Source organism: Paracoccus luteus, assembly GCF_004522155.1.
Taxonomy (GTDB): domain Bacteria; phylum Pseudomonadota; class Alphaproteobacteria; order Rhodobacterales; family Rhodobacteraceae; genus Paracoccus; species Paracoccus luteus.
In genome coordinates this window covers 329,718-348,344 of the sequence record NZ_SDEA01000001.1, presented here as the reverse complement: position 1 = coordinate 348,344, position 18,627 = coordinate 329,718, and the positions used below count along the sequence as shown (strand labels likewise).

At 72.1% G+C, this 18,627-nt stretch carries 20 protein-coding genes; 9 read left to right on the top strand and 11 right to left on the bottom strand.

Going from position 1 to position 18,627, the window contains the following annotated elements; genetic code table 11:
* Positions 1-313 precede the first annotated feature (313 nt).
* The 3 genes from der to EPA64_RS01625 form a co-directional block, all read right to left on the bottom strand.
* The gene (gene der, locus EPA64_RS01635) at positions 314-1,795 is read right to left on the bottom strand and encodes a ribosome biogenesis GTPase Der (RefSeq protein WP_134724478.1); all 1,482 of its coding nucleotides are present in this window, start codon (positions 1,793-1,795) and stop codon (positions 314-316) included.
* A gap of 9 nt (positions 1,796-1,804) precedes the next feature.
* A complete protein-coding gene (locus EPA64_RS01630; RefSeq protein WP_134724477.1) occupies positions 1,805-3,163 on the bottom strand; it encodes a PQQ-like beta-propeller repeat protein in 1,359 nt (452 codons plus the stop codon).
* Between the two features lie 82 nt (positions 3,164-3,245).
* Entirely contained in the window at positions 3,246-3,956 is a 711-nt protein-coding gene (locus tag EPA64_RS01625; RefSeq protein WP_134724476.1) for a tetratricopeptide repeat protein, read from the bottom strand.
* Positions 3,957-4,163: 207 nt separating this feature from the next.
* On the opposite strand from EPA64_RS01625, the gene EPA64_RS01620 reads away from it, so the two are divergent.
* The 3 genes from EPA64_RS01620 to rarD all read left to right on the top strand — a co-directional run bounded on the left by EPA64_RS01620 (position 4,164) and on the right by rarD (position 6,873).
* Positions 4,164-4,763 carry a superoxide dismutase gene (locus tag EPA64_RS01620; protein WP_134724475.1) on the top strand — a complete coding sequence of 200 codons (600 nt, stop codon included), beginning with the start codon at positions 4,164-4,166 and terminating at the stop codon, positions 4,761-4,763.
* A gap of 94 nt (positions 4,764-4,857) precedes the next feature.
* Positions 4,858-5,793, top strand: a complete 936-nt coding sequence (locus EPA64_RS01615; protein ID WP_134724474.1) for a metallophosphoesterase — start codon at positions 4,858-4,860, stop codon at positions 5,791-5,793.
* Positions 5,794-5,973: 180 nt separating this feature from the next.
* Complete coding sequence (gene rarD / locus EPA64_RS01610; protein ID WP_134724473.1) at positions 5,974-6,873, top strand: EamA family transporter RarD; 900 nt, start codon at positions 5,974-5,976, stop codon at positions 6,871-6,873.
* A gap of 19 nt (positions 6,874-6,892) precedes the next feature.
* Here the strand turns inward: rarD and EPA64_RS01605 are convergent, their stop codons facing one another.
* The 6 genes from EPA64_RS01605 to EPA64_RS01580 form a co-directional block, all read right to left on the bottom strand.
* A complete protein-coding gene (locus tag EPA64_RS01605; protein ID WP_246026561.1) occupies positions 6,893-7,435 on the bottom strand; it encodes a sarcosine oxidase subunit gamma in 543 nt (180 codons plus the stop codon).
* Complete coding sequence (locus EPA64_RS01600) at positions 7,428-10,361, bottom strand: sarcosine oxidase subunit alpha family protein (RefSeq protein ID WP_134724472.1); 2,934 nt, start codon at positions 10,359-10,361, stop codon at positions 7,428-7,430. The genes EPA64_RS01605 and EPA64_RS01600 overlap by 8 nt, the downstream gene beginning before the upstream one ends.
* Entirely contained in the window at positions 10,358-10,777 is a 420-nt protein-coding gene (locus EPA64_RS01595; RefSeq protein ID WP_134724471.1) for a sarcosine oxidase subunit delta, read from the bottom strand. The genes EPA64_RS01600 and EPA64_RS01595 overlap by 4 nt, the downstream gene beginning before the upstream one ends.
* 105 nt (positions 10,778-10,882) lie before the next feature.
* On the bottom strand, positions 10,883-11,215 hold the full coding sequence (locus EPA64_RS01590) for a hypothetical protein (protein ID WP_134724470.1): 333 nt from the start codon (positions 11,213-11,215) through the stop codon (positions 10,883-10,885).
* Between the two features lie 153 nt (positions 11,216-11,368).
* Positions 11,369-11,632, bottom strand: coding sequence for a hypothetical protein (locus EPA64_RS01585; RefSeq protein WP_134724469.1), 264 nt, complete (start codon positions 11,630-11,632; stop codon positions 11,369-11,371).
* A 67-nt stretch (positions 11,633-11,699) separates the two neighbouring features.
* Positions 11,700-13,010 carry a sarcosine oxidase subunit beta family protein gene (locus EPA64_RS01580; RefSeq protein ID WP_134724468.1) on the bottom strand — a complete coding sequence of 437 codons (1,311 nt, stop codon included), beginning with the start codon at positions 13,008-13,010 and terminating at the stop codon, positions 11,700-11,702.
* Between the two features lie 230 nt (positions 13,011-13,240).
* On the opposite strand from EPA64_RS01580, the gene ccmI reads away from it, so the two are divergent.
* From ccmI to EPA64_RS01565, 3 genes are read left to right on the top strand one after another with little or no spacing between them, the layout of a single operon-like run.
* Entirely contained in the window at positions 13,241-14,467 is a 1,227-nt protein-coding gene (gene ccmI, locus EPA64_RS01575; RefSeq protein WP_167626557.1) for a c-type cytochrome biogenesis protein CcmI, read from the top strand.
* A gap of 11 nt (positions 14,468-14,478) precedes the next feature.
* Positions 14,479-14,937 carry a Holliday junction resolvase RuvX gene (gene ruvX, locus EPA64_RS01570; protein ID WP_425467006.1) on the top strand — a complete coding sequence of 153 codons (459 nt, stop codon included), beginning with the start codon at positions 14,479-14,481 and terminating at the stop codon, positions 14,935-14,937.
* A complete protein-coding gene (locus EPA64_RS01565; protein WP_134724465.1) occupies positions 14,934-15,092 on the top strand; it encodes a DUF1289 domain-containing protein in 159 nt (52 codons plus the stop codon). The genes ruvX and EPA64_RS01565 overlap by 4 nt, the downstream gene beginning before the upstream one ends.
* A 79-nt stretch (positions 15,093-15,171) precedes the next feature.
* Here EPA64_RS01565 and map read toward each other — a convergent pair whose 3' ends face one another.
* A complete protein-coding gene (map, locus tag EPA64_RS01560) occupies positions 15,172-15,972 on the bottom strand; it encodes a type I methionyl aminopeptidase (protein WP_134724464.1) in 801 nt (266 codons plus the stop codon).
* Positions 15,973-16,069: 97 nt separating this feature from the next.
* On the opposite strand from map, the gene EPA64_RS01555 reads away from it, so the two are divergent.
* The 3 genes from EPA64_RS01555 to EPA64_RS16630 are packed head-to-tail and all read left to right on the top strand — an operon-like array spanning position 16,070 to position 17,526.
* Positions 16,070-16,810 (top strand): competence/damage-inducible protein A, encoded by a 741-nt coding sequence (locus tag EPA64_RS01555; RefSeq protein WP_134724463.1) that lies wholly within the window; start codon positions 16,070-16,072, stop codon positions 16,808-16,810.
* Positions 16,807-17,211 (top strand): hypothetical protein, encoded by a 405-nt coding sequence (locus tag EPA64_RS16635; RefSeq protein WP_246026560.1) that lies wholly within the window; start codon positions 16,807-16,809, stop codon positions 17,209-17,211. Before EPA64_RS01555 ends, EPA64_RS16635 begins: the two co-directional genes overlap by 4 nt.
* A 6-nt stretch (positions 17,212-17,217) precedes the next feature.
* On the top strand, positions 17,218-17,526 hold the full coding sequence (locus tag EPA64_RS16630) for a GNAT family N-acetyltransferase (protein ID WP_246026559.1): 309 nt from the start codon (positions 17,218-17,220) through the stop codon (positions 17,524-17,526).
* A 1-nt stretch (position 17,527) separates the two neighbouring features.
* On the opposite strand, the gene EPA64_RS01545 is transcribed toward EPA64_RS16630, so the two are convergent.
* Positions 17,528-18,280: a hypothetical protein gene (locus EPA64_RS01545; RefSeq protein WP_134724462.1), complete on the bottom strand. Its 753-nt coding sequence runs from the start codon at positions 18,278-18,280 to the stop codon at positions 17,528-17,530.
* Positions 18,281-18,627 lie beyond the last annotated feature (347 nt).

The window sequence follows — 18,627 nt, the reverse complement described above, 5'->3', positions numbered from 1 at the left end:
CCCCGGGTGGCGCTGGGGCGCTGCCTTGGCAGTATGATCCGCCCCGGGCCGCTCATGGGCGCTGACTGTCGGAAGCATGGTGTTCCCGAGCCGCGCTGGGGCACCGGCGGTCGGCAGCATGGTCCGCCCCGCACCGCGCAGGGCCGCTGGCGGTCGGCAGCATGCTCATGGGCGCTGCCGATCCGCCGCGCGTCGCCGGGCGTCGGCGGGTTGAAACGCTGCCTTGCGGGGACGCGGCCGCCACGCCGCCCGCCTTTTGCGGTCTGCGCACGCGCCCGCCCCCTCGGATGCGCCCCGCCCCGCGGGGGCGGCCTCAGGCCTCCTTGGGCCGCTGGCGGTCCTTGTGCTTGGCCAGCGCGCCGGTCTGGCGCTTGTTCGACCGGTCCTTGTAGGGGTTCTTGTCGCCCTGATCGCGGAAGGTGATGCGGATCGGCGTGCCCGGCATGTCGAAATCGGCCCGCAACCCGTTCACCAGATAGCGGCGATAGCTTTCCGGGATCTGGTCCACATGCGTCGCCATGACCACAAAGGCAGGCGGCCGGGTCTTGACCTGCGTCATATAGCGCAGCCGGATGCGGCGGCCGCCCGGCGCGGGCGGCGGATGCGCCTCGGTCATGGCGATCAGCCACTGGTTCAGCCGCGCCGTGCCGATGCGGCGGTTCCAGACCTCGTGCGCCTTGAGGATGGCGTTGTGCAGCCGGTCCAGCCCCTTGCCGGTCCGCGCCGACACGGTGACCAGCGGCGCGCCCTTCAGCTGCGGCAGCAGCCGCTCGAACGCCTCGCGCAGCTCGTTCAGCTTGTGGGGCTTGTCGTCCTCAAGATCCCACTTGTTCGCGGCGACGACGACGGCCCGCCCCTCGGTCTCGGCGAAATCGGCGATGCGCAGATCCTGCTGCTCGAACGGGATCCCCACGTCCAGCAGCACGACCACGACCTCGGCAAAGCGGACGGCGCGCAGGCCGTCGGCCACCGACAGCTTTTCAACCTTGTCGCTGATCCGCGCCTTTTTCCGCATCCCGGCGGTGTCGAAGATGCGCATGGGCGTGCCCATGAAATCCGCCTGCACGCTGATCGAATCGCGGGTGATCCCGGCTTCCGGACCGGTCAGCAGGCGGTCCTCGCCGATGATCTTGTTGATCAGCGTCGATTTCCCGGCGTTCGGCCGCCCGATCACCGCCAGTTGCAGCGGGCGCTGCGCGCTGGGGCGCCAGTCCTCGGCCCCCGCGCCGGTCTCCGCCTGCTCGTCGGTCAGGGCGACGTCGGTCTGGGGCGCGATGGGGGTCGGGCGGTCGGATTCGACGATCTCGGACAGCGGCAGCAGCGCGCGATACAGATCCTCCATCCCCTCGCCGTGTTCGGCGGAAATCCGCAGCGGCTCGCCCAGACCCAGCGCCCAGCCCTCGGTCGCGCCCGCCTCGCCCACGCGGCCCTCGGCCTTGTTGGCGGCCAGCACGACGTGGCGCGCGCGCTTGCGCAGGATGTCGGCGAAATACTCGTCGGCCGCGGTCACGCCGACGCGGGCGTCGATGACGAACAGGCAGATGTCGGCCTCGTCCACGGCGCGCTCGGTCAGGCGGCGCATCCGGCCCTGCAGGCTGTCGTCCTCGACCATCTCAAGCCCGGCCGAGTCGATCACGATGAACCGCAGGTCGCCCAGCCGGGCGTCCCCCTCGCGCAGGTCGCGGGTGACGCCGGGCTGGTCATCGACCAGCGCCAGCCGCTTGCCGACAAGGCGGTTGAACAGGGTGGACTTGCCGACATTGGGCCGCCCGACGATGGCAAGGGTAAAGGTCACTGCGGTTTCCTAGCGATAGGCGTGCAGACGCCCGTCGCGCCCGGTGACGTAAAGCGTGCCGCCCGACACCACGGGCGCGGTCGCAGCCCCCCCGGGAATGGCGGCCTGCCCGACCAGCGCGCCCGACCGCGGGTCGAAGGCGCGCAGATACCCGTCGGACGAGGCGACGAACAGCCGGCCGCCGGCCAGCACGGGCCCGTAATGGGCAAAGACATCCTCCTGCCGCTTGACGCGGTTGGTGGTGAAATAGGGCAGGTCGATGGCAAAGATGCGCCCGCCCGTGGCGGCGTCCAGCCGGACCAGCTGCGCCTGGTCGTTGATCGCAAAGACCGACCCCCCGGCCAGCAGGACGGGGCTGTTCGCCCCGTCGCGGTCGGACCACAGCTCGGCCCCGGTGGCGCGGTCAAAGGCGTTGATGCGCCCCGAGGACGAGCCCGCCAGCACCACGTTGCCGGCGATCACCGGCTCTCCGGTCAGGTCGCGGATGAAGGCGATGGCGCGGCCGACGCGCGATCCGGCGACCTGCGCGGACCAGCGCGTCTCGCCGGTGGCGGCGTCCACGGCCAGCAGCTGGCCCGATGCAAAGGGAAAGATGGCCAGGTCGCCGTCCACCGCGGGCGCCGCGACGCCGCTGACGCCGGACTGGCTGGGGATGCCGGCCGCGGTCCACAGCACCTTGCCGTCGCTGGCGCGCACGGCCCAGCCGGTGCCGTTCCGCGCGGTGACATAGACGGTGCCGCCCGTGACGGTGGGCGCGCCGCCGATGGGGGAATCGACGCGCTGGCGCCAGATGACGCCGCCGCTGGCCGCGTCCAACGCCACCAGCTCGCCATAGCCGGTCGTCGCGAACACCCGCCCGCCGTCGTAAGCCAGCCCGCCGCCCGACGCGCTGTCGCCGCGTTCCGTCGCGGGCACCAGGTTCGCGGACCATGCCGTGCCGCCCGACAGCGCGGTCGCGGTGACGCGGGCCAGGCTGTCCAGCGTGAACACGCGCCCGCCCGCCACCACCGGATCGGCGGTGATGCGGTGGCGCTTGCCCGAGGGCTGGCCGATCGCCGCCGACCAGATCCGCGTCGTGCCGCCGGACAGCGCGGCGTGGCCGATCAGGTGCTGGGCGTTGCCCGCGCGCTGCGGCCATTCAAAGGACCGGGGCGCGGCCAGCGACAGCGCCGTCGAGGTGACGCCGCCCCCCTGCACGATCGCCGGTCCTTCGGGCGAGACGACGTCGCGCGGGCTGATCCGGGTGCCCGGCAGCACCACCTCGCGTTCGGCGCAGGCCGACAGGGCGACCAGCACCGCCAGCGGCAACAGCCCCCGCGCGCCAAGACGCAGGGCTGGGGGGCGGCGAACGGCGGGGGATCGGGACATCGGGGGCCTCGGGCTGGGGTCGCGGGGGTCGGCTTGATCGTGGCGCAGCGGGGGGCCGACGCGCCCGCCCGCGCCGAAAGGGTCAGTTCAGGGCGGGCATCGGGGCGGCCGCGCCAGGGGCCTGCGCCGCCTCGGCCGGTTCGGGGTCCACGCCAAGCGTGATCATCAGTTCCGACAGGCGGCGGCGCATCTGTTCGCTCAGCCCGTCCTTTTGCTGGATCTGGCGGATCAGGGTGATCGCGTCCTCGTCGCGGCCCGCGCCGACCAGCGCGATGGCCTTCAGCTCCAGCGCGATCATCTCGAACGGCGCGCCGGGGGCGGACAAGCCGGTCAGGGCGGCGTCGCGGGCGGCGGGGTCCATCGCAGGCCCTTGCGCCAGCACCGATTTCAGCCGCGCCAGGTCGCGCATGACCACATCGTCGGGCAGCGCCGCGGCGGCCGCGTCATAGGCGGCGGCGGCCTTGGCGTCGTCGCCCGCCTGCGCCCACGCGCCGCCCGCCAGCAGGTCGCGCAGCGCGGCCTGGCCGGGGCGGGCGGCGGGCACGGCGGCCAGCGCCGCGGCGTCGGCGGCCGGATCGCCGCCCGCCCCCTCGGCCGCCAGGATGCTGTCCCCGAAGGCGCGCGCCTGCCGGGTGTCGCGCGACTGCGTCCACTCGCGCCACGCCGTGCCCGCGACGACCAGCAGGATCGCCAGCACGACGATCCAGCCATAGCGGCGCATCATCAGGAACAGCCTGTCGCGGCGCAGATCCTCGGTGACCTCGTCGATGAATCTGTCGTTCTGGTTGGTCATCGTGCGTCCTGCCTGTCCCTCGCGCCCTTCTATACGCGCAGGGCGGCGCTTGCCAATGCGGATGCCGCGCCCCCCGCTGGTCCCTGCGCCGCCTCCGGCGGGAACCGCCCCCCGTCCCCGGCGTTGCAATGCCGACGCCGGCGGGCTGGCCTTGCCGGCCAAGCCGTGCTGATATCATGGCCGCAACCCCTTGCCGAGGATACCGAAATGGCTTTCACCCTGCCCGACCTGCCCTATTCCCACGACGCGCTGGCGTCGGCCGGCATGTCCGCCGAGACGCTGGAATACCACCACGACAAGCACCACAAGGCGTATGTGGACAAGCTGAACGAGCTGATTGCCGGCACCCAGTGGGAAGGCGCCAGCCTCGAAGAGATCGTCAAGGGCACCTATCAGGACGGCGCGGTCGCCCAGAACGGCATCTTCAACAACGCCAGCCAGCACTGGAACCACACCCAGTTCTGGGAGATGATGGGGCCGAACCGCGGCGCCATGCCGGGCAACCTGGAATCGGCGATCAAGGACAGCTTCGGCTCGGTCGACGACTTCAAGAAAAAGTTCACCGAGGCGGGCGTCGGCCAGTTCGGCTCGGGCTGGGCGTGGCTGGTGCGCAACGCCCAGGGCGGGCTTGAGATCACCAAGACCGAAAACGGGGTGAACCCGCTGTGCAAGGGCCAGGTGGCGCTGCTGGGCTGCGATGTGTGGGAACATTCCTATTACATCGACTTCCGCAACAAGCGGCCGGACTACCTCAAGAACTTCCTGGACAATCTGGTGAACTGGGAAAACGTCGCCGGCCGCATGTAAGGCGGGCCGCGACTGGCGGCAGGACAGATCCGCGCCCGTCCCGTTCAGGGGCGGGCGTTTGCGTGCAGCAGACGGAAGGCAGGATGGCGCAGGAATGACGCGACACAGGCGCACGGCGCGGCGCGGGCCAGGCCCGCTGGGGCTGGTCGCACGGCTGGGGGCGGCCGCCGCCCTTGGCTATGCGCTGTGGTGGGAACCGGCGATGCGGCTGCGCGTCGTGCGCTGGACGCTGTCGCCGGAACGCTGGCGCGGGCACGCGCCGGTGCGGCTGGTGGTCATCGCCGACCTGCATGCGGGCGCGCCGCATCTGGGCCGGGGCCGCGTGTCGCGGATCGTCGCGCGGGCGAACGCGCTGAAACCCGACGTGGCGATCCTGCTGGGCGACTATTCCGCCGCCCATCCGTTCACCTGCGGTTTCACCGCCAAGGACGAGATCGTGGCGGTCTTGCGCGATTTCACCGCGCCGCTGGGCACCTTTGCCGTCGTGGGCAACCACGACTGGTGGCAGGACGTGCGCGCCCAGACCGACCGCTGCGGCCCGGTCGAGGCGGAATGCGTGCTGGAACGTCACGGCATCCCGGTGCTGGACAACAAGGCCGTTCGGCTGGGGGGCGCGGACGGGTTCTGGCTGGCCGGCATCGGCGACCAGCGCCCCTTCGACGAAGGCCCGGACGGCGAGGGGATGGACGATCTGGAAACCGCGCTTGCCTGCGTCACCGACGACGACGCGCCCATCGTCCTGCTGGCGCATGAACCCGACATCTTCCCCCGCCTGGACGAGCTGTGCGACGCGGCCGGGCGCGACATCGCCGTGCAGGTGTCGGGCCACACCCACGGCGGCCAGATCCGGCTGTTCGGCGGATCGCCCCTGATCATGGCGTCCGAGAACGAGACCTACAGCTGGGGCCGCTATGACGAGGGTGGGCGTAGCCTGATCGTGTCGGGCGGCGTCGGCTGTTCGGTCCTGCCGATGCGCGTGGGCATGGTGCCGGAAATCACGGTGATCGACCTGATCCCGCCGCAGGGCTGACCTGCGCGGACAGCCCTTGCGGGCGGGCGCGGCCTGATCGTGTCGACCGGGGTGCTTGGCATGCTCGCCCACATCACGGTGATCGACCTGATCCCGCCGCAGGGCTGACCTGCGCGGGCGGCCCTTGCGGGCGGGCGCGGCAAGCGCCACACCCGGGGCGGGCGCAGAGGGGACGCGCGGATGACCAATCGGACAAGCGGCCTGTGGCCCCTGCTGGGCACCTATGTGCTGTGGGGCTTTTCGCCCGTCTTCTACCGCGCCATGTCCGGCGTGCCCGCGGCCGAGGTGCTGGCCCATCGCACGCTGTGGTCGCTGGTCCTGTTCGGCCTGGTGCTGGCGGCGCAGGGACGGCTGGCGGCCCTGCCCCGGGCGCTGGCGTCGCGCCATCTGGGGCGGATCGCGCTGGCGGCGGTGGCGATCTCGGCCAACTGGGGCATGTTCATCTGGGCGGTGCAGAACGGCCATGTGATGGAAAGCTCGCTGGGTTATTACGTCTTTCCGCTGGTGGCGGTGGTCCTGGGTATCGTCCTGTTCGGCGAGCGGCTGAACGGCGGGCAGCGGCTGGCCGTCGGCATGGCCGCGCTGGGGGTGGCGCTGCTGACCTGGGGACTGGGCGCCGCGCCGTGGATCAGCCTGGTGCTGGCAGTCAGCATGGGCGTCTATGGCGTGGTGAAAAAGGCGCTGCCGCTGGACCCGGTGCTGTCCGTCACGGCCGAGGTGGCGGTGCTGTCGCCCGTGGCGCTGGCGTGGCTGGTGGCGCTGCACGCGGGCTGGCTGCCCAAATGGGCGGGCAACGGGCGTTTCGGGGACGATGCCTGGGTGACGCTGCTGCTGATCCTGTCGGGGCCGATGACGGCGGTCCCGCTGATGCTGTTCGCCCTGGGCGCGCAACGGGCGAACCTGGCGACGGTGGGTCTGCTCGGCTATCTGAACCCGACGCTGCAGCTGCTTTGCGCCGTCGCGCTGCTGGGCGAGCCGTTCACCTTCTGGCACGGCGTCGCCTTTCCGATCATCTGGGCGGCGCTGGCGATCTATTCCGCCGCGACATGGCGGCGCAGCGGGGCGCGGGCGGACGCGTGACGCGCCCGCCCCCGCGCCATCAGCGCGGGTCGAGGTCCGTGCCCGGCGCCGCCGCCGCCGTCAGGACGCCGCGCAGGTAATCGGTCACGGCGCGGAACGCGATGATCCGCCAGCCCCCGCCCTGCCGCCACACCGCGAAGGCGACCTGCGCGGCCCGCGTCCGGCGCAGGCCGTCGTCGGGCAGCGCGGCGAAATCGACCGGGCACAGCTTGGCCAGCGCCTGCGCGGGCTTGCGGCCGCCCACGTCAAAGACGCAGCGCATGTCGCTGACGTCCGCCACCAGCGCGTGTTCGCCCGCCAGCGCGTCGGTCAGCGCCGCCAGCGCGTCCGCGACCTCGCCCTGCGGCAGGATCAGCAACAGCTCGTCTGGCGACATCCAGCCCAGCCAGCGCCGCCCGTCGGTGACAAAGCGGTTCGGCGCGGGGATGGACAGCCCCGCCGCATGCGCGATGGCGTCGCCCGCGCGCATGAGGTCGGCGCGGACCGCGACCATCCCCAGCCCCGAAACCTCGGTGACGCTGGCCAGCGGGGTCATCCCGATCACAGGCGACAGGTCAGACATTGGCCTTGGTCCCTTCCTTGTCGAAGAACACCGGATCGACGATCCGCGCGCGGTGGCTGGCCCCACCGGGAACGGGGAACTCCAGCTCCTCGCCCATCCGCTCGGGGCCGCGATGGACCAGCCCCATCGCGATGGGCCGGTTCAGCGTGGGCGAGAAATAGGTGGACGTCACCCGCCCCTGCGTGTTGCGCTGCCCGTTCGGGTTCACCCCGTCGGCCACCGCATAGGCGCCATCCGGCAGCACCCGGCCGTCGAGGCTTTCCAGCCCGACCAGCCGCCAGCGGTCGGGGCTGGCCATGTGGCTGCGTTCCTGCGCGCGCTTGCCGATATAGTCGGGCTTTTTCTTGCTGATCGCCCACGACATGCCCAGATCCTGCGGGATCACCGTGCCGTCGGTTTCGTCCCCGATCATGATGAAACCCTTTTCCGCGCGCATGACGTGCATCGCCTCGGTGCCATAGGGGGTGATGCCGAACTCGGCCCCCGCATCATGGATCGCCTGCCACAGTTCCAGCCCCCGGCGGGCGGGGGCGGCGATCTCGAAGGACAGCTCGCCCGAAAAGCTGATGCGATAGACGCGGACGGGGATGCCCGCCAGCACGCCCTCGGCCCAGCCCATGAAGGGCAGCGCCGCGGCCGACAGATCCATGCCGCCCAGCTTGTCCAGCACCATGCGGGCCTTGGGGCCGACCACGGCGATCTGGGCGAACTGCTCGGTCAGGTTGGCGGTATGGACCTTCCAGTCCCACCACTCGCACTGCAGCCAGTCCTCCATGTGGCCGTGGATGCGGTCGGCCCCGCCGGTGGTGGTGTGGACCAGCCAGCTGTCATGCGACAGCCGCGCCGCCACGCCGTCGTCGACGAGAAAGCCGTTTTCCGAACAGACAAGGCCATAGCGGCACTTGCCGACCGGCAGCGACGACATCATCCCGGTATAGATCATGTCAAGGAAACGGCCCGCATCCGGCCCTTTCACAAGGATTTTCCCCAGCGTCGAGGCATCCAGCGTGCCGACCCCGCCGCGGACGGCCAGGATCTCGCGCGCGACCGCGTCGTGCGGCGTCTCGGCGCCTCGCGGATAGCAATAGGGCCTGCGCCACAGCCCGACCGGTTCCCAATGCGCGCCGTGGCGTTCGTGCCAGCCGTGCATCGGCGTCTTGCGCAGGGGCTGGAACACCTCGCCCCGCGCCTCGGCGGCGATGGCGCCAAGGGTCAGGGGCGTATAGGGCGGGCGGAAGGTGGTCGTGCCGGTCGCCTGGATCGGCTGACCCAGAGTATCGGAAAGCACAGCCAGACCGTTGATGTTGCTGATCTTGCCCTGATCCGTCGCCATGCCCAGCGTGGTGTATCGCTTGGCATGCTCGACACTGGCGTAACCCTCGCGCCCGGCCAGTTCCACGTCGCTGACCTTGACGTCGTTCTGATAGTCCAGCCACATCTTGAAGCGCGCCGCGCGGGTGGCGTTCCGGGGCATGACCCAGACCGGCAGGATCGGGCTTTCCGGGGCGGCCCCCGTCAGCTCGGCGACCGCCAGATCGCCCGAGGCCGCCCCCGCCGCCGTGACGTTGCCCTTGCCGTCGGCGCCGGTCGGCGGGCGGTTCGGGTCGGGGGCGAACATCGCCTGCGCCTCGTCCCAGTTCAGCTTGCCGCCGCAATGGCTCCACAGGTGAACCACGGGCGACCAGCCGCCGGACATGGCGATCACGTCGCAATCGACGACGCCCAGCGGATCGCCTTCGCCCGCGTGGTCGCACAGCTTCAGCCCGTTCACGGCCTTCTTGCCCAGCACCTTGGCGATGGCCGATCCGGTGGCGACGCGGACGCCCCGCGCGCGCACCGCCTGCGCCAGCGGCCCGTCGGCAACGGGGCGCGCGTCGATGACGATCGGCACGGCAAGCCCCGCGTCCAGCGCCGCCAGCGCGGTGCGATAGGCGTCGTCGTTGTTGGTGACGATGGCCACCCGGCGGCCCACCGCGACGCCGTAGTCCACGAGATAGTCGCGCACCGCCGAGGCCAGCATCACGCCGGGCACGTCGTTTCCGGCAAAGCTCAGCGGCCGTTCCAGCGCGCCGGTCGCGGTGACGACGCGGCCCGCGCGGATGCGCCACAGCCGCTGACGCGGCAGGCCCGCGTTCGGGTCGTGGTCGGCCAGCGCCTCGCGCGCCAGCAGATAGCCGTGATCGTAAAGTCCGGTCGCCATCGTGTTGCGGCGCAGCGTGACGTTGGGCATCGCGCGCAGCCGCGCCAGCGCCGCATCGACGCGCCCCTGCCCGTCTCCGTGATCGACCGGCGTGCGCCCGCCCCAGTGGCCGTTCTGCTCCAGCACGATCACCCGGCCGCCCGCCGCCGCCGCGCCCTCGGCCGCCGCCAGTCCTGCGATTCCGCCGCCGACCACGACCACATCGGCAAAGTCATAGGCCTGTTCGTAACGGTCGGGATCGGGCAGTTCCGGCGCCCGGCCAAGGCCCGCGGCGCGGCGGATCACCGGCTCGAACAGGTGTTTCCACGCCGCGCGGGGGTGAATGAAGGTCTTGTAATAGAACCCGGCCGGAAGGAACCGCCACATCCAGTCGTTCACCGCGCCGATGTCGCGGTTCAGGCTGGGCCAGGCGTTCTGGCTGGTCGTGACCATGCCCGCGACCAGGGGCGTGGTCGTCGCCCTCTGGTTCGGCTCGAACCGGCCGCCCTGGCCCAGCCCCAGCAGCGCGTTCGGCTCCTCGGCGCCCGACGCGACGGGGCCGCGCGGGCGGTGATACTTGAAGCTGCGGCCCATCATCAGCTGCCCGTTCGCCAGCAGCGCCGAGGCGAGCGTGTCACCCGCCAGCCCGGTCAGCTGCCGGCCGTCAAAGCGAAAGCCGCGAGGCTGAGCGCGGTCGATCAGGCGGCCGCCGGTGGGCAGGCGGAAGGGTCCGGTCCGGCTGGTCATGCAAAGCTGTCCCGTGAAGGCGTGGGGTTCGGGGCGGGATCGTCACCAAGGCCCGGCGCGCTGTCGCCGTCGTCGGCCGCGCGCGGATTGCTGTCCCAGTCCGGCTGCCAGCCCGGCCGGGCGGCCTGGATGGCGGCCACGATTTCGGGCGGGGGCACGGGTGTCTGCGCGCGATAGGTGCCGAACACCTGCAGCGTCGCGGTGTCGCGGGCCGCCAGGAACCACTTGCCGCAGCCGTAAAGATGCCGCCAGCGTTCGAAATGGACGCCCTTGGGGTTCTTGCGGGCGAACAGATAGGCCTCGAACTCGGGGTCCGACGATCCGGGGCCGAAACGCTTCAGATGCGATTCGCCCCCCGCGTGCAGCTCGGTTTCCTCGGCGGCGATGCCGCAATAGGGGCAGGTCAGGGTCAGCATGGGATGCCGGTCCTTGCGGTGGGGTCAGCGGAACGGGAAAAGCCCCGCGCGGACGTCGCGCAGGGCAGGCAGGGCCGTGCTGCCGGGGGCGGCCGGGTCGCGCGGTCAGTTGCTGCCGCGGGTCGTGTCGACGCCGGTGCCGGGCGCGAGGTCGGGGTTGGGCTGGACGGCCTCGGTGCCCGCAGGCGCCTGACTGCCGACGGGTGCGCCGGGTTCGGCGGCGGCGCCGGTCGTGCCGGCCGGCTGGCCTGCGGTGCCGTGGGCGGCGGGGCTGTCGGGCAGCGGAACCGGGTCGGGCACGTCGGCGCCAAGCGCGAACCACAGCACCAGAAGGATGACCACCACCGCCCCGATGACCAGCGGCAGGATGCCGACTTCACGCCGGCCGCTGTCCGCGGCCGGTCCGGTGCGGGTGTCGCGCTGTTGGGGGTCACGCATGGCAAGAACTCCTGCTGGGGGCGCTTGCAGAACGGGCCAGGGCCGGGCCGGGTTCCCGACCTGCGGCGCGCCGCCGCATGGGGCGCGGCCGTGAACGCGGCGCGCCGCAGCGCGTGCGTGACCGCCGGGGCCGGGCCCCGGCGGCCCGGTCCGTCAGTTCGACGGAGCCGTCGTGGTCGTCGTGGTGGTGCTGGTGGCCGTCGCGCCGCCAGCGGGGGCGTCGGTTGCGGCGGGCGCGCTGTCAGCGGCTGTGTCTGCCGCAGGCGCCGTGACGGTGACGCTGGTGGTGTCGCCCGCGGGCGCGGTCGCGGCGACATCGCCGCCCGCGCCGAGATACCAGATGATCGCCGCCACCGCGACGATGACCGCCCCGATAAGGAACCACAGCCCTGAACTCGATTTGTCGTTGGTCGCCATATGCGGCACTCCATGCTTGAAGGAACGGCGCAGGAATGATGCCCGGCGGCGGAAAAGACAAGCACGGTCAATGGGCAACCCCCGCCGCCACGCTTTCGTCGATGAACCGGCCCTCGGCGAACCGTTCGATCCCGAAGGGGGCGGCCAGCGGCCCCGGCGTTCCCCCGGCGACCAGTTCGGCCATCGCCCATCCCGATCCCGGAATGGCCTTGAACCCGCCGGTGCCCCAGCCGCAGTTGACGAAGATTCCCCCCACCGGCGTCGCCGACAGGATGGGCGAGCGGTCGCCCGTCATGTCCACGATGCCGCCCCACTGGCGCAGCATCTTCAGCCGCGACAGCATCGGAAAGGTCTCGATCAGCGCGCGCACCGTCTCCTCGACGTGGTGCCACGATCCGCGCTGGGTATAGTTGTTGAACCCGTCGGTGCCGCCGCCGATCACCATCTCGCCCTTGTCGGACTGCGACAGATAGCCGTGGACGGTGTTGGCCATCACGACCACGTCCATGCAGGGCTTGATCGGCTCGCTGACCAGCGCCTGCAGGGCGACCGATTCGATGGGCAGGCGAAACCCGGCCATCGCGGCCAGCGCGCTGGAATGGCCGGCGACGACCAGCGCCAGCCTGTCGCATTCGATCCGGCCGCGCGCGGTCTCCACCGCGCGGACACGACCGTTCGCGGTGTCGATGCCCGTAACCTCGCAGTTCTGGATGATGTGCATGCCCATGTCGGAACAGGCGCGGGCATAACCCCAGGCGACCGCGTCGTGGCGCGCGGTGCCGCCGCGTTCCTGGTAAAGCCCGCCCAGCACCGGATAGCGCGGCCCGGCGATATTGATGATCGGCACCAGCCGCCTGACCTCGGCCGGGTCGATCCAGCGCGTCGCCACCCCCTGCAGGTGGTTGGCATGCACGGTCCGCCGGTATCCGCGGACCTCGTGTTCGGTCTGCGCCAGCATGATCAGCCCGCGCGGGCTGAACATGACGTTATAGTTCAGATCCTGGCTCAGCGTCTCATACAGCTTCAGCGCCTTGTCATAGATCGCGGCCGACGGATCCTGCAGATAGTTCGACCGGATGATCGTGGTGTTGCGCCCGGTGTTGCCGCCGCCCAGCCAGCCCTTTTCGATGATCGCCACGTCCCGGATGCCGTGGTTCTTGCCCAGGTAATAGGCGGTCGCCAGCCCGTGCCCGCCCGCGCCCACGACGACGACCTGATAGCGCCTGCGCGGTTCCGGGTTGGCCCAGGCGCGGCCCCAGCCGCTGTGCAGGCGCATCGCCTGGCGCGCGATGGCAAAGACGGAATAGCGCCCCGACTTGCGCGCGAGCGTCGCGTTCGGGGCGGGGGTCGCGTTTGCGGCGGGGGGCGGGACGGACATCGCGGACCTTGGGGCTGAGGATGCGGGCCGACCTTGGCGCAGGCATCGGTGCCGCTGCAAGACGTTCTGCGACAGCGGCATGGTTCCAGTGCGACAACCGGCGCCGGACAGGCGCGACAGGGGGCGGCCGCGCGCCGGCGTGCGGTCCCGGTTTGCCTGCGGCGTCCTCGCGCTTTCACCGGGGCGCGAAACTGCCTATCTGTCCCCCGACCGATGAACTGGGGGCTGCGATGTTCTGGATGATGGCTGCGGCGATGACGGTGCTGGTGGCGGTGGCCATGCTGCTGCCCTTTCTGCGTCCGGGCGCGGCGGCGGCGGCGGAACCGGCGGCCGCCTATGACCTGCGCGTCTATCGCGACCAGCTGCGCGAGGTGGACCGCGACCTGTCCCGCGGCGTCCTGACCGCGGACGAGGCCGACCGCCTGCGCACCGAGATCGGGCGCAAGGTGCTGGAGGCCGACCGCGCTCTGGCGGGGCAGGCGTCCGGCGGGGCGGTCGCGTCGCGCGGTGCGCTTGCCACCCTTCTGCTGGTCGTGCTGGTCGCCGCGGCGGGCGGGCTTTACTGGAAACTGGGCGCCCCGCGCCTGCCCGACGCGCCGCTGGCGGCGCGGATCGCCGCCGCCGACGCGCGCTATCAGGACCGTCCCGCGCAGGCGCAGGCGGAAACCACCGCCGCGCCGCGGGCCGTGCCCACGCCCGACCCGGCCTATGTCGAGCTGATCGACAAGTTGCGCCAGGCCGTGGCCCGGCACCCCGACGATCCGCAGGGGCTGGCGCTGCTGGCCGAACACGAACTGCGGCTGGGCAACCTGGTCGCGGCGCGGACCGCGCAGGCGCAACTGGTCGCCGCCCTGGGCGACCGCGCGGGCGCGATGGACCACGCCCGGCTGGCCGCGCTGATGGTCGAGGCCGCCGGCGGCCTCGTCACCCCCGAGGCCGAGGCGGAACTGGACCGGGCGCTGGCGATGGACCCGCAGAACGGGCAGGCGCTTTACATGCGCGGGCTGATGCTGGCGCAGACCGACAGGCCCGATCTGGCGTTCCCGGTGTGGCGCGGCCTTCTGGAACGCGGCCCCGAGGACGCGCCGTGGATCGCCCCCATCCGCCAGATGATCCCCGACCTGGCCTGGCTGGCGGGCCATGCCGATTACCAGCCCCCTTCGCCCGACGGCGCGCAGGCGACGCCCGGCCCCGATGCTGCGGCCATCGCAGCCGCCGAGGACATGACCGCCGAGGAACGCGAGCAGATGATCGCCGGCATGGTCCGCCAGCTCGAGGAGCGGCTGACCACCACGGGCGGCACGGGCGCGGAATGGGGCCGTCTGGTCAGCGCGCTGACCGTCACCGGGCAGATGGACAAGGCCGTGGCCATGCTGGACCGGGGACGCGCGGCCTTGCAGGGCGACGCCGCCGGACTGGCGGCGCTGAACGACGCGGCCGCGGGTGCCGGCCTGTGATCTGCGCCGAGATGGCGGATTTCGCCGCCGCCCTGCCCCGCGCGGGCGCGGTGGCAGGGCTGGACCTGGGCACCAAGACCATCGGCGTGGCGGTCAGCGACGGGCTGCGTCAGGTGGCCTCGCCCCTGACGGTGATCCGGCGCGAGAAGTTCACGCTGGACGCAGCCGCCCTGCTGCGGATCGCGGCGGAACGCGGGCTGGTCGGGCTGGTGCTGGGCCTGCCGCGCAACATGGACGGGACCGAGGGGCCGCGCGCCCAGTCCACCCGCGCCTTCGCCCGCAACCTGGAGCGGCTGACGCCGCTGCCCATCGCTTTCTGGGACGAACGCCTGTCCACGGTCGCCGCCGAACGCGCCCTGCTCGAGGCGGACACATCGCGCAAGCGCCGGGCCGAGGTCATCGACCAGGTCGCGGCGGGCTATATCCTGCAAGGGGCGCTGGACCGGCTGCGCCACCTGGGGGCGCAATGACGATCCCCAGCCCCTGCCGCAAGCTGTGCGCGCTGGACCCGGCCAGCCGCGTCTGCACCGCCTGCGGCCGCACCCTGGACCAGATCGCCCGCTGGGCCACGATGCCCGACGACGAACGCCGCGCCATCATGGAGCGGCTGGCGGCGGGCGCCTGAACTTCTTCTTGGCGCAAATACTCCGGGGTCCGGGGCAGCGCCCCGGTCTGACGTCGCCCCGGTCCGGCCGCGCCGCCCGTCAGATCGCCGGATAGAACAGCCCGCCGGGCGACAGGGTGAAGATCTCGCACCCGTCCGCGGTCACGCCCACGGCATGTTCGAACTGCGCCGACAGCGACTTGTCGCGGGTGACGGCGGTCCAGTCGTCGGCCAGCACCTTGGTCTCGGGGCGGCCGAGGTTCACCATCGGCTCGATGGTGAAGAACATCCCCTCCTCCAGCACCGCGCCACGGCCCGGGCGGCCGTAATGCAGGACGTTCGGCGGGGCGTGGAACACGCGGCCCAGCCCGTGGCCGCAGAAATCGCGCACCACCGACATCTTGTGTCCCTCGACATAGGTCTGGATGGCCGCGCCGATGTCGCCGAAAGTGGCGCCGGGGCGCACGGCCTCGATCCCCTTCATCAGGCTGTCGTGGGTGACCCGGATCAGCCGCCGCGCCTTGACGCTGGGCGTCCCCGCCACATACATGCGCGAGCTGTCGCCGAACCAGCCGTCCTGGATCACCGTCACGTCGATGTTCAGGATGTCGCCGTCGGCCAGCAGCTTGTCGCCGGGGATGCCGTGGCAGACGACATGGTTCACGCTGATGCAGGATGCGTGCTGATAGCCGCGATAGCCGATGGTGGCGCTGGTCAGGCCCAGCTCCTCGACCCGGCCGCGGATGAAATCGTCCAGCGCGCCGGTGGTGGCACCGGGGACGACCAGGGGGCCGACCTCGTCCAGGATCAGCGCGGCCATGCGGCCTGCGGCGTGCATGCCCGCGAAATCCTCGGGGGCGTGGATGCGGATACCCTCGCGGGTCACGCGGGCGTCGTTCATGGCCGGTCCTTTCGTTCCCCGTCCAGATAGTCCGCGCCCGCCCCTTGTTCCAGCCCCCCGCACGCGGGCATGATGCGCCCGAACAACGGAGCAGCCGATGCAATCCGACAACCCGACCGCCGCGATCCTGCTGATCGGCGATGAAATCCTGTCCGGGCGGACCCGCGACGCCAACGCCCACCACCTTGCCGGCATCCTGAACGGCATCGGCATCGACCTGCGCGAAATCCGCGTCGTGCCCGACGACCACGCCGCCATCGTCGCGGCGCTGCGGGCGCTGGACGGCGCGCTGGGGGGCGCGTGGGACATGGTCTTCACCTCGGGGGGCATCGGGCCGACGCATGACGACATCACCGCCGACGCGGTGGCCGACGCCTTCGGCGTGGCGATAGAAATGAACGAGGACGCGCGCCGCGTCATGGCCGAACGCTGGGCCGCGCGCGGGGTCGAGATGACGGAAAGCCGCCTGCGGATGGCGCGCATCCCCGCGGGCGCCGCGCTGATCCGGAACGTCGTGTCCGCCGCGCCGGGGTTTTCCATCGGCGGCACCCACGTCATGGCCGGCGTCCCCGAGGTGTTCCGCAGCATGGTCGAGGCGCTGGTCCCGCGCCTGAACCCCGGCCGTCCCCCGGTCAGCGAGACGATCGAAATCCACCGCCCCGAATCCGAAGTGGCCGACGGCCTGCGCGACATCGCCCGCGCCTTTTCCGACCTGTCGCTGGGCAGCTATCCCTTTAGCCGCGACGGCGCCTACGGGACGAACCTGGTCATCCGCGGGCTGGACAGCCAGCGCGTGGCGGCGGCCGTGGCGGCGCTGCGCGACCGGCTGGGGCTGTGATCTCGCCCGCCTTCGACGCGGCGTTCCGCGCCACCTGGCCTGCGGCGGACCATGTTCAGGCGGGCGGACTGTCGGTCGGCCGCGGACTGGGCGGCGGCGGCCGGGTCAGCGCCGCGCGCGCGACGGGGCCGTGGCGGCCCGCCGACATCGACGCGGCCATCGCGGTTCAGCGGGGCTGGGACCAGCCGCCCCTGTTCGCCGTCGATGACGGCGACCGCGCGCTTGCCCAGGCGCTGTCGGCGCGGGGATGGCGGCCGTTCCGGCCGACCGTGCTGATGCAGGCCGCCGCCGCGATGCTGGCCCACCGGCCGATCCCGACGATGACGGCCCTGCCGGTCTGGCCGCCGCTGGCGATCCAGCGCGACCTGTGGACGGAACTGGGCGTCGGCCCGGCCCGGTAGGCGGTGATGGACCGCGCGACGGTGCCCAAGTCGTCGATCCTGGGGCGTGTCAGCGACCGCGCGGCCGGCTGCGCCTTTGTCGCCACGCTGGGTCCGGTCGCCATGCTGCACGCGCTGGCCGTGGTGCCGGGCGCGCGCCGGCACGGGGTCGCGGGGTGGATGGTCCGCCGCGCGGCCGAACTGGGCGCGCGCGACGGGGCCGAGGTGCTGGCGCTGGCCGTGCTGCGCGACAACACCGCCGCGCTTGCGCTGTATGACGCGCTGGGGTTCGCCGAGATCGGCGGCTATGCCTATTGGGCGCCCGCCGGGACGTAGGTCAGGTCGTGACCCGGACGATCACCACCGCCATCGACGCGATGCCCAGCACGCAGGCGGTGGCCACCGTCATGCTGCCCCCCAGCGCGGCGGCGGCGATCCCGATCATCGCCCAGATCAGCGTCAGCGAGAATGCGATGTTGCGGCCCAGCGACAACTGGATGCGCGCCCCGGCCAGCGACGCCGCCAGCAGCACCAGCAGCGCCGCGCGCTGCGGGTCCACGCCCCACCGGTGCTGCATCGCCATGCCCGCAGCCCACATCAGCGACAGCATCGCCCACGCCGTCACGATCCCCAGCGGCATCAGCCCCCAATCCTCGTCGCCGTGCGCCGCGGTGTCGTCGAACAGGCCCTGGACCAGCGCCAGCACGCCCAGCACCCCGATCGCCAGCCCCAGCACCTGCGAATGCGGGACGATCCACGGCGCCACCGCCCCGGCCAGCAGCCCGACCGAGACCATCACCCGCGGCGGCGCGCAGAACCGCCGCGACAGGCGCACGACAACGTGAAGAAACGCGCACCCCACCGCCAGCCACATCAGCGACCACAGCACCCCGTTGACCGGCTGCGCGACGATGCCCATCGGCACGTCCGGGATCGCGGGCGCGTTCACCGGCCGCAGCAGCATGTCCAGCGATGCCAGGCTGCGGACCTGCGGCGCGGCCTGGCGTTCCGCCCCGGCGATGGCCAGCGTCGTCAGCGCAAAGCACCCGACGGCAAAGCTTTCCAGAAAGGCGGCGATCGCGCGGAACATGCAGCCTAACGCCGAGCGGGCCAAGGCCGGTTCCGCCCGCGCGGCCGTTTCGCCGGGCCGCCGCGGCCGCCCGGCCCAGCCCGGACGGCCGCCGGGTTCCAGCCGCGTCGCCCCGCCCGGATAGGGGTGCAGGACCGCGTGCCGACCAACCGCGCACCAAGGCCGGTTCCGCCCGCGCGGCCGTTCTGCCGGACCGCCGCGGCCGCCCGGCCCAGCCCAGCCCGCCGCCGGGTTCCAGCCGCATCGCGCCGCCCGGATAGGGGTGCAGAACGCCGGGCAAACCAACCGCAAACCAAGGCCGGTTCCGCCCGCGCAGCCGTTTTGCCGGGACCGCGTGGCCGCCCGGC

What these genes read in the sequence shown, in the direction of transcription:
- EPA64_RS01620 (WP_134724475.1), top strand. Translation starts at nt 4,164, where the DNA reads ATGGCTTTCACCCTGCCCGACCTGCCCTATTCCCACGACGCGCTGGCG.
- EPA64_RS01595 (WP_134724471.1), bottom strand. Translation starts at nt 10,777, where the DNA reads ATGCTGACCCTGACCTGCCCCTATTGCGGCATCGCCGCCGAGGAAACC.
- ruvX (WP_425467006.1), top strand. Translation starts at nt 14,479, where the DNA reads ATGGCGGATTTCGCCGCCGCCCTGCCCCGCGCGGGCGCGGTGGCAGGG.
- EPA64_RS01545 (WP_134724462.1), bottom strand. Translation starts at nt 18,280, where the DNA reads ATGTTCCGCGCGATCGCCGCCTTTCTGGAAAGCTTTGCCGTCGGGTGC.
- EPA64_RS01600 (WP_134724472.1), bottom strand. Translation starts at nt 10,361, where the DNA reads ATGACCAGCCGGACCGGACCCTTCCGCCTGCCCACCGGCGGCCGCCTG.
- EPA64_RS01555 (WP_134724463.1), top strand. Translation starts at nt 16,070, where the DNA reads ATGCAATCCGACAACCCGACCGCCGCGATCCTGCTGATCGGCGATGAA.
- EPA64_RS01625 (WP_134724476.1), bottom strand. Translation starts at nt 3,956, where the DNA reads ATGACCAACCAGAACGACAGATTCATCGACGAGGTCACCGAGGATCTG.
- map (WP_134724464.1), bottom strand. Translation starts at nt 15,972, where the DNA reads ATGAACGACGCCCGCGTGACCCGCGAGGGTATCCGCATCCACGCCCCC.
- EPA64_RS16630 (WP_246026559.1), top strand. Translation starts at nt 17,218, where the DNA reads ATGGACCGCGCGACGGTGCCCAAGTCGTCGATCCTGGGGCGTGTCAGC.
- EPA64_RS01590 (WP_134724470.1), bottom strand. Translation starts at nt 11,215, where the DNA reads ATGCGTGACCCCCAACAGCGCGACACCCGCACCGGACCGGCCGCGGAC.
- ccmI (WP_167626557.1), top strand. Translation starts at nt 13,241, where the DNA reads ATGTTCTGGATGATGGCTGCGGCGATGACGGTGCTGGTGGCGGTGGCC.
- EPA64_RS01630 (WP_134724477.1), bottom strand. Translation starts at nt 3,163, where the DNA reads ATGTCCCGATCCCCCGCCGTTCGCCGCCCCCCAGCCCTGCGTCTTGGC.
- EPA64_RS01580 (WP_134724468.1), bottom strand. Translation starts at nt 13,010, where the DNA reads ATGTCCGTCCCGCCCCCCGCCGCAAACGCGACCCCCGCCCCGAACGCG.
- EPA64_RS01615 (WP_134724474.1), top strand. Translation starts at nt 4,858, where the DNA reads ATGACGCGACACAGGCGCACGGCGCGGCGCGGGCCAGGCCCGCTGGGG.
- EPA64_RS01565 (WP_134724465.1), top strand. Translation starts at nt 14,934, where the DNA reads ATGACGATCCCCAGCCCCTGCCGCAAGCTGTGCGCGCTGGACCCGGCC.
- rarD (WP_134724473.1), top strand. Translation starts at nt 5,974, where the DNA reads ATGACCAATCGGACAAGCGGCCTGTGGCCCCTGCTGGGCACCTATGTG.
- EPA64_RS01605 (WP_246026561.1), bottom strand. Translation starts at nt 7,435, where the DNA reads ATGTCTGACCTGTCGCCTGTGATCGGGATGACCCCGCTGGCCAGCGTC.
- EPA64_RS01585 (WP_134724469.1), bottom strand. Translation starts at nt 11,632, where the DNA reads ATGGCGACCAACGACAAATCGAGTTCAGGGCTGTGGTTCCTTATCGGG.